This is a genomic window from Microcystis sp. M113S1, from assembly GCF_020246945.1.
Lineage (GTDB): Bacteria > Cyanobacteriota > Cyanobacteriia > Cyanobacteriales > Microcystaceae > Microcystis.
Window position 1 is genome coordinate 1 of sequence record NZ_JADBSA010000214.1, and the last position, 8083, is coordinate 8083.

10 protein-coding genes and 1 pseudogene are annotated in these 8083 nt (G+C 41.0%); 8 read left to right on the top strand and 3 right to left on the bottom strand.

Translation table 11 applies throughout. From position 1 onward, the window contains the following. Positions 1-260 precede the first annotated feature (260 nt). Positions 261-713 (bottom strand): SRPBCC family protein, encoded by a 453-nt coding sequence (locus IM319_RS10865; protein WP_272083185.1) that lies wholly within the window; start codon positions 711-713, stop codon positions 261-263. A gap of 104 nt (positions 714-817) precedes the next feature. On the opposite strand from IM319_RS10865, the gene IM319_RS10870 reads away from it, so the two are divergent. The 3 genes from IM319_RS10870 (at position 818) to IM319_RS10880 (ending at position 2557) form a co-directional block, all read left to right on the top strand. Continuing rightward, on the top strand, positions 818-1180 hold the full coding sequence (locus IM319_RS10870) for a cupin domain-containing protein (RefSeq protein WP_286824396.1): 363 nt from the start codon (positions 818-820) through the stop codon (positions 1178-1180). 5 nt (positions 1181-1185) lie between these two features. Beyond that, entirely contained in the window at positions 1186-2025 is an 840-nt protein-coding gene (locus tag IM319_RS10875) for a prephenate/arogenate dehydrogenase (RefSeq protein WP_286824397.1), read from the top strand. 73 nt (positions 2026-2098) lie between these two features. Next, complete coding sequence (locus tag IM319_RS10880) at positions 2099-2557, top strand: nitrate reductase associated protein (RefSeq protein WP_287686080.1); 459 nt, start codon at positions 2099-2101, stop codon at positions 2555-2557. A 285-nt stretch (positions 2558-2842) separates the two neighbouring features. Here the strand turns inward: IM319_RS10880 and IM319_RS10885 are convergent, their stop codons facing one another. Next, positions 2843-3034 (bottom strand): DUF2949 domain-containing protein, encoded by a 192-nt coding sequence (locus IM319_RS10885; protein WP_286824399.1) that lies wholly within the window; start codon positions 3032-3034, stop codon positions 2843-2845. 269 nt (positions 3035-3303) lie between these two features. On the opposite strand from IM319_RS10885, the gene IM319_RS10890 reads away from it, so the two are divergent. Further along, a complete protein-coding gene (locus tag IM319_RS10890) occupies positions 3304-4281 on the top strand; it encodes a glycosyltransferase (RefSeq protein WP_287735595.1) in 978 nt (325 codons plus the stop codon). Positions 4282-4323: 42 nt separating this feature from the next. Here IM319_RS10890 and IM319_RS10895 read toward each other — a convergent pair whose 3' ends face one another. Next, positions 4324-4572, bottom strand: coding sequence for a hypothetical protein (locus tag IM319_RS10895; protein WP_287735596.1), 249 nt, complete (start codon positions 4570-4572; stop codon positions 4324-4326). Positions 4573-4693: 121 nt separating this feature from the next. Here IM319_RS10895 and IM319_RS10900 point away from each other — a divergent pair, with 121 nt between their 5' ends. The 4 genes and pseudogenes from IM319_RS10900 to IM319_RS10915 all read left to right on the top strand — a co-directional run bounded on the left by IM319_RS10900 (position 4694) and on the right by IM319_RS10915 (position 7587). Beyond that, positions 4694-5122 (top strand): hypothetical protein, encoded by a 429-nt coding sequence (locus IM319_RS10900; protein ID WP_287735597.1) that lies wholly within the window; start codon positions 4694-4696, stop codon positions 5120-5122. Between the two features lie 7 nt (positions 5123-5129). Continuing rightward, positions 5130-5471, top strand: a pseudogene (locus tag IM319_RS22495) (DUF4351 domain-containing protein); the annotation flags it as partial. Between the two features lie 91 nt (positions 5472-5562). Continuing rightward, positions 5563-7035 (top strand): BCD family MFS transporter, encoded by a 1473-nt coding sequence (locus IM319_RS10910; protein WP_287735599.1) that lies wholly within the window; start codon positions 5563-5565, stop codon positions 7033-7035. 114 nt (positions 7036-7149) lie between these two features. Then, positions 7150-7587 carry a pentapeptide repeat-containing protein gene (locus tag IM319_RS10915; protein ID WP_002796262.1) on the top strand — a complete coding sequence of 146 codons (438 nt, stop codon included), beginning with the start codon at positions 7150-7152 and terminating at the stop codon, positions 7585-7587. The last annotated feature ends 496 nt before the right edge of the window (positions 7588-8083 follow it).

Genomic DNA, 8083 nt, shown 5'->3' on the forward strand with positions numbered 1-8083 from the left:
AAAAGCAAATTCTTGAATCATAAAAAGCAAATTCTTGACATTTATCAGGTAATTATTTTTATTAGTCAATATTCTACACAACTCAGGCTAGATAAGCAAGGGAGCTACGCCACTACTATCGGATCACTACCCTGCGTTCAAACCGCGTGGGGGAATTTTAGTACAAATGCTCACCACCCTCTCCCTGCTCCCTGCTCCCTGCTCATAGACAGTCTTAACGAGCAATTTAGATAGTCAACAGCTTACTGCCGATTATTACCTCACCTTGGCGGCGTATTATTGACAATATTGAGAGCATAAAGGCGAAAACGCTCTAGATCGGCTTGCAGGGTTGATTCCACCACTCGACCGAGGAAAAGATTATCCATCAATTTTCCTAACCAACCTGGTATAGCATAGGCTGCTGTCAGTCGCACAATACTCCTACCATGACGGTCATAAAAACGAATTGCCCCGCGGTTAGGCAACCCGTCCACGGATTCCCATTGAATCATCTGGTGGGGGACAATTTTCAGTATCCGTGACAACCAAGTAAATTCTAGACCACCACTGGCTAACTTCCAACGGGAAAGCTCTGGCTCCTCCTCTAGAATTTTCACCGATTCGATCCATTTCATCCACTGGGGCATTTGTTCTAAATCTGACCAGAGCTCCCAAACCAGATCGATCGGTGCGTCCACTTCTACCTGTACACTATGTTCTAACCAAGTCATTCGTTAATTCTGGCGATGCTGAATATTTCTATGATAACGGCTATTAGTCTTTAGCTTTTGACTCAATGATAAAATAAAAACAATCTTCGAGGTTTAATTTTACTATGTTAATCAGAAAACTGCTCGAATGTGAGGAATTCATCGCCGGTGATCATACCCGATTGCGCGAGTTATTGCATCCCGATAAACAGCCGTTAAATCTACGTTATAGTTTAGCCCACGCCCAGGTAGATGTGGGAGAAACTTCTACTCCCCACGCTTTAAAAACGGCGGAAGTTTATTATATTTTGCAAGGACAAGGGGAAATGCACATCGATGAGGAAGTGCAGTTAGTGACTGTCGGTGCTGCCATTTATATACCTCCTCTAGCTAAACAATATATTCATAATTGTGGGGAGGAACCCTTAATTTTCTTGTGCATTGTCGATCCTGCTTGGCGACTAGAAGACGAAATTATCTTTGAGTAAACCTAATGAATATTGGCATTATTGGACTGGGTTTAATTGGTGGTTCCTTGAGCTTAGATTTCCGCTCACAAGGTTATAAAGTTTTGGGAGTTTCTCGTCAACAATACACCTGTGATATCGCTGTACAAAAAGGAGTGGTAGATGAATCTAGCACCAGTTTAGAATTATTAGCTACTGCCGATTTAATCTTTATCTGTACTCCTATACATTTAATTGTGCCAACTTTGGAAAAATTAACTCCCTATTTAAAAACCCAAACCATTGTCACCGATGTGGGATCAGTTAAAGGGGCAATTGTAGCCAATTGTGGCCAATTGTGGCCAAATTTTGTCGGTAGTCATCCCATGGCTGGGAAAACCGAACAGGGAATTAATGCAGCACAATTTGGTTTATTTGTCAATGCCCCATATCTGATTACTCCCCTTGAATCTACCCCTAACTTTGCCGTGGAAATCTTAACTGAAATCGTGCAGAAATTAGGCTGTAAAATTTATTATTCCTCCCCCGAAGAACACGATCGAGCCGTGGCATGGATTTCCCATCTGCCAGTAATGATTAGTACCAGTTTAATCCAAGCTTGTGCGAAAGAACAAGACCTGAATATTCGCCAATTAGCGGAAAATTTAGCTAGTTCTGGTTTTCGCGATACCAGTCGCGTCGGTGGTGGCAATCCCGAATTAGGTTTAATGATGGCTAAATACAATCGTCAAGCTTTATTGATATCTTTAGCAAATTATCGGCAAAATCTTGATCAAATTGTTGACTATATTGCAGGAGAAAAATGGCAGGAAATAGAGGAAATTCTCGTTTCTAGTCATCAATATAGAGCCAATTTTATCCAATAAAATGCCATTTTGCCCAGCAATTATCCCACGGCACTGTATCATAGATTTATACTCAGCAAACCAATAAAATGATATGACCACCTTTTTCGACTTTGAAGCCGAATTTGTTGACTCCTTACGTTGTATCCCAATGACCGTGAGAATGAAACTAGATACCTGTGGAGTTAAATTAAAATTATCCCATTGGATGCAGTTGAGTCAACCGGAAAGAATGGTATTAGTTAATATGGCTTGTACGACGGCAGCAGAAGCCAAAATCTATCGAGATTTTCTGCAAAAATTAATCGCCGAAAAAACTGGCAATCCCCCGGAAGAACTAGCAATAGATCCCGATCCTGCTTGGCTAGATGATAGCCAGATTCCCGACACAGTCCGAGAAAAAGCCAGAGAATTCCAGATCGAAATTAGTTTAGAACAATGGCAAAAATTGCCCCCATCCCAACGGTTTGCCCTGATTAAACTCAGTCGTCCGGGTCATGAAAATCTCAACTTCTATCCGGCCCTGAAAGAGTTCCATATAGTCGATGCCTAACTCAAGAACCTATGCTATATTAAGTTTGTTTCTACCTTACTTTCATGACAAGCAAAAAGGCGATCGAGGCGAGAAATTAGTATTTTATACCAGATCAATCTCGAATTAAAACGGGGGGAAATAGCCGATGATAGCTGGTTTAATTAGTCCCAGCAAAGGTGAGATTTTCTGCCATGGCAAACCTTAACGGGACTTAATAAATAAATTGCAGGAACTCGCTGCTCTGGAACTTGGTCAATTCTCTTAATAAAAATGATAATTAATGAGCATATTCTTGGAAAATAATTATACAGTTTCCAGCCAGTCAAAAACTTGATTCAATTGCGACAAATCGATTAAACCGTACTGCCACAGAACCATCGGTAAAGAACCCACTGATGCTTCACAGAGACGCACAGCCATATCGAGGGAACGGGGGGAAATTGCTAATTTTTCCAAGAGGAAAGTGCGGAGTTGTTTTTGTTGATGAGCTTCCATGATTAAGGATCATTGGTAATGATAATCGGATTATTGAATAACTTATCCTCTATTAAAAAGAGATGCTTCCCTCACGGGGATCACCCAATTGGGTGATTTTGTCCACCAATCGGAATAATTTAAGAATTTATCCATAATATGTCCTACTATCCCGAAATTGCTAGTGAGGATATCAACACTTCCTTCACTTAGAAAAACGAGAAAGGGGAACTTTTGGGATAAGCTATTGATAACCTAGTTTTTGCTCGAGTAGGAGAGAATTTCCCTCAATGAGTCATGTTCCTCAAGTTTCCGTGATTATTCCTTGCTATAATCAAGGTCGCTATCTTGATGATGCGATCACATCTATTTTAGTGCAAACATACCAAAACTTTGAAATCCTGATCGTTGATGATGGATCCACAGAACCAGAAACCATCGAGATTTTACAAAATTATCAACAGCCAAAAACCCGGATCATCCGCACAGAAAATCAAGGGGTTGCCACAGCCAGAAATCTAGGAATTGCCCAAGCGCAAGGAACCTATATTCTTCCCCTTGATGCCGATGATAAAATTGCCGATTCCTATCTAGAAAAAGCGGTTACTTTGCTAGAAGGTAATGAGCAATTAGGTATAGTTTATTGCGAAGCGGAGTATTTTGGGGATAGACAAGGAATTTGGCCGCTGCCTGAGTATAAATTTCCTGATATATTAGTAGATAATATGATATTTTGCTCCGGTTTGTTTCGGAAATCCGACTGGGAAACTGTGGGGGGCTATAATACTAATTTAATTTATGGTTGGGAAGATCACGATTTCTGGCTATCTCTGATCGAATTAGGTCGAGAAGTCTATCGTATCCCGGAAGTGTTATTTTTCTATCGACAAAAAGCTGATTCTATGAGTCGCTCAATGACCGCAGAACACTATATTTATTCCTATACCCAACTTTTTTATAATCATCGCCAACTTTACTCCCAAAATATCCAAGCCATTTTTGCTGCTTTAGTTACCTTAAAAGTCGATATATTCGCTCAGTTGGAACAGGCTAGAGAACGAATTAAACAATTAGAAATTCATGAACAAGAATTACAACAAGACTTGCAAAAAACCCAATTGGATTATCGAGAAAGAGACGAGGAATTACAAAAAGCTGACAGTAAAATAGCCGCCATGGAAAAAAGTAAATTCTGGCAAATGAGAAGAGTTTGGATTAAAATGCAAAAATTGCTAGGTTTGCTGGAAAAAGACCCAATTTATTCCTAATGGAACTTGAACGCTAAACAAAGATCGAATCGATTATAATCATTACAGAGTAAGCACTTTCCGATTTGACTTCTGGATCACGGTGTAAAGATTTAGATCGTCGATAATTCCTCGCCGGTTGGTGAGTCCTCCCTGTTTCATGGTTTCTTCTAGTTCGTTACTTTGGGTTTCCCAGTATTGAGTGCATTTTAGTCGGTCTTTGGGGTTGTAGATTTTGGCATCGGGGAGGACAATGGGGAAGATGCAAGCGTAGAAATCTCCATTTTTTGCGCTCTCGATTAACTCGAACATACAGTTAGACGATTTGAGGTCTTTATCGCTAATGACGAGGAGAACACAGTTTCCTCCTAATCTTAATGAGCAACTAATTACTTTTGCCTATAATTTAGCAACGAGAAACGAATATATCCAGATGAGCTTAAGTAATTTTATTGAAAACTTCCAATTAATTTTTGATAATTTTGAGCAGAAAAATAGTCAACAAGATAAATATATAAGTGTGATTCGTGGTAATTTCATTGATCATAAAACTTGCTTGGATAACATAAAACAAGCAATAATCGATGTCAAAAATGATCTAGATAATATAATATCTATCCCATTGCTAGTTCATAGTAGTAAAACAAAAAGTCAGCTTTTAGAATATTCTTCAAAAAGAAATAAGCAATACAGCTTAAGACTTATTTTAGAAATCAGTAAACATTTGTTGGCAACCGAAAGTGATACTGAAATACCGCCGATAAATACTTATTTTACAAGGATGATAATTGATGCTAACGTGGCCTTTAAAGCAGTAGTCAATAATGATATGGATAAATTCAGAAAATGGATAATACAATAGGAAAATATTAGCAAAAGTAGCCCCAAAAATTGATAATATCGAGGTAGAACTGAAAAAAGCAATTTAGCCGCCGCTACAGCAATTCTGGCGGGGTTAGTATTTAAGTAAGGAAATCATCAGAAGCTTATTAAGAGAAGAAATTATGCGCGAATCAGTCATTTATCAGGATATCCGGGAAAAAGGAAGACGATAAGAAGCGGTTTCTTTGATTCTACGGCTACCTAACCGTCGCCCAGGTGAAATATCCTCAACTGTAAGCCAACAAATCCAAGAACTATCTCCAGAACAATTAGAAACTTTAGGAGAAGCGCTGCTCGATTTTGCCAGCTTGACATATCTGACCACTTAGTTATCGGAGATAGAAACTTAAATCCCCAGAAGATGTCTGCTCGTCCTGCGTTAAATTTTTAAATACTGGCTTTTTTTGTATTGATTTAACCATGGCTACCAGCGATATCTCCAATTCTACTCACTCATCCCCAAAAACCCTGCCAAAACTGGGACTTTTCACCATGTTTCGCTTAGGACTCTTTCAAATGGGACTAGGTATTATGTCCCTGCTGACTTTGGGGGTTCTCAATCGGATTATGATCGATGAGTTAAAAGTTTTACCCTTTCTCGCCGCAGCTGCGATCGCTATGCACCAGTTTGTTAGTCCAGCGCGCATCTGGTTTGGGCAAAGATCCGATGGTAAAACTATTTTTAGTCATCATCGCAGCGGTTATGTCTGGATTGGGGCGGCAGTTTTTACCGCTTTAGCTTTTATTGCTTTGCAAGTAGTCTGGCAATTGGGACTTAGTATTCAAACTTCGGGATGGAGTACCATTTCCTACGCCTGGATTGCCCTCTTAGCCTTAATTTTCGCCCTCTACGGACTGGCTTTAAGCGCCAGTTCTACCCCTTTTGCTGCCCTCTTGGTGGATGTGTCCGATGAAGATAATCGATCGCAATTAGTTGGTATAGTTTGGTCAATGCTAATGGTGGGAATTGTCGTCGGGGCGATCGTTAGTTCTCGTTTGCTGGATACTCCCAATATCTGCGGTACAAATATTTTGACCTATGATCCGACCCAATCAGCCCCTATAGCCAATATTCCGCAACTACAGGCGAATATTAACCCCGTGTTCACGATTATGCCCGCTATCGTTTTCGGTCTCTGCATTTTGGCGACTTTTGGCGTAGAAAAAAAATATTCTCGTTTTAGTAGTCGGTCCACTCTTGTGCAAAGAGAGGATCAAATTACCTTCAAAGATGCCCTACAAGTTCTCACCGCTAGTCGGCAAACCGGTTTATTTTTCACCTTCCTGCTGATGATGACTTTGAGTTTATTTATGCAGGATGCAATTATGGAACCCTTTGGCGGCGAGGTTTTTGGGATGTGTATCGCCCAAACCACCCAATTAAACGCTTTTTGGGGAACCGGAACCCTTTTTGGTATTGCTGCCACGGGATTTATGCTCATTCCCCGCATCGGTAAACAAAAAACTACTAAATATGGCTGTATTTTTGCAACAATTTGTTTTATTCTCTTGATTTTTGCCGGCTTTTCTGCTAGTCAAAGTTTATTAAAATCAAGCTTGCTCTTTTTCGGTTTAGCTTCGGGAATGATTACTGCTGGGGCTACCAGTTTAATGTTAGATTTAACCGCTGCCGAAACCGCAGGAACTTTTATCGGCGCTTGGGGATTATCACAAGCGATCGCAAGGGGATTGGCCACGGTTTTAGGCGGTACGATTTTAAATATCGGTAAAGTTGTCTTTTCTAGTCCGGTTTTAGCCTACAGCTTAGTTTTCCTCGTGCAAGCATTGGGAATGCTCCTGGCAGTTTGGTTATTAAGTCGCGTCGATGTCAAGGAATTTAAGGAAAATGCCCGATCAGCGATCGCAACGGTGATGAAAGGAGAGATCGACTAGCAAAAGCAAGCAAAAGTAAGATAACAGGAGAATTAGCCCGATCGGGGGAAGTTGGTTAGCAGCTTTTTTCCTATCCTAAAAGTAGAGAGGAAAACGAAAGAGGAGGCTAAAACGATGAAAAGGACTTTAATGATTGCCCTAGGTTCCCTAGCTTCCTTACTGCTGATTAACCCCGTCGGTGCGGAAAATCCTCAACAGGTACAACAATTATTGAATACGCGGGAATGTCCGGGCTGTGATCTCCGCGGTGCAGATTTAAGGGGGGCGCATCTAATCGGTGCTGATTTGAGAAAAGCGAATTTACAGGGAGCTAATCTGGAGGAAGCTAACTTAGAGGGCGCAGATTTGACCGATGCCAATCTGGAAGGCGCAAATTTGACCGCAGCTTTTCTGACTAATGCCAGTTTGAATCAAGCTGATCTCGATGGAGTCAATTTCACCAGTGCCGTGATTTATGATGCCGATGTGACAGGTGCATCGATGGAGAGAATTAACTTGACAAATGCTCAGATTTATGGTACAGGCATCGCTGTTGGTGGTGGCAATCCCTAGATAGGGCGGGCTGAATAAGTATAAAAACCTTGTGGGGTAGGACTTTTAGACTTTTTCCCCAAAAAAGTGCCTTAGCTAGGGTCTGCTGAATAAATCTAAAAACCTTGTTGGGTAAGACTTTTAGACTTTTTGTCAATCAAAAAGTACCAGGCATGGGAGTGATCAGGGGGAAAATTCAGGTACTTTTTCTCTGAAAATTAGGTAGTTGACCACCTGAAAATCGGTAAAACCCATCCCCCATCCCCCAACCCCCAACCCCCAACCCCCAACCCCCAACCCCCACCGAAAAACTTTTTCAGCAGACCCTAGCTAGGAGTGATTGGGAGGAAAATTCAGCTACTTTTTTCCTGAAAATTGGTAAAACCCCACACCCCACACCCTACACCCCACACCCTGTCCCCACTAATGGGACTTAAACGCTCAACAAAGATCAAATCGAGTATAATCGTTACAGAGTAAGCACTTTACGTTGAGAAATCGGCGATGAAAGAGACAA

What these genes read in the sequence shown, in the direction of transcription:
- IM319_RS10895 (WP_287735596.1), bottom strand. Translation starts at nt 4,572, where the DNA reads ATGTTCGAGTTAATCGAGAGCGCAAAAAATGGAGATTTCTACGCTTGC.
- IM319_RS10880 (WP_287686080.1), top strand. Translation starts at nt 2,099, where the DNA reads ATGACCACCTTTTTCGACTTTGAAGCCGAATTTGTTGACTCCTTACGT.
- IM319_RS10900 (WP_287735597.1), top strand. Translation starts at nt 4,694, where the DNA reads ATGAGCTTAAGTAATTTTATTGAAAACTTCCAATTAATTTTTGATAAT.
- IM319_RS10915 (WP_002796262.1), top strand. Translation starts at nt 7,150, where the DNA reads ATGAAAAGGACTTTAATGATTGCCCTAGGTTCCCTAGCTTCCTTACTG.
- IM319_RS10890 (WP_287735595.1), top strand. Translation starts at nt 3,304, where the DNA reads ATGAGTCATGTTCCTCAAGTTTCCGTGATTATTCCTTGCTATAATCAA.
- IM319_RS10875 (WP_286824397.1), top strand. Translation starts at nt 1,186, where the DNA reads ATGAATATTGGCATTATTGGACTGGGTTTAATTGGTGGTTCCTTGAGC.
- IM319_RS10885 (WP_286824399.1), bottom strand. Translation starts at nt 3,034, where the DNA reads ATGGAAGCTCATCAACAAAAACAACTCCGCACTTTCCTCTTGGAAAAA.
- IM319_RS10865 (WP_272083185.1), bottom strand. Translation starts at nt 713, where the DNA reads ATGACTTGGTTAGAACATAGTGTACAGGTAGAAGTGGACGCACCGATC.
- IM319_RS10870 (WP_286824396.1), top strand. Translation starts at nt 818, where the DNA reads ATGTTAATCAGAAAACTGCTCGAATGTGAGGAATTCATCGCCGGTGAT.
- IM319_RS10910 (WP_287735599.1), top strand. Translation starts at nt 5,563, where the DNA reads ATGGCTACCAGCGATATCTCCAATTCTACTCACTCATCCCCAAAAACC.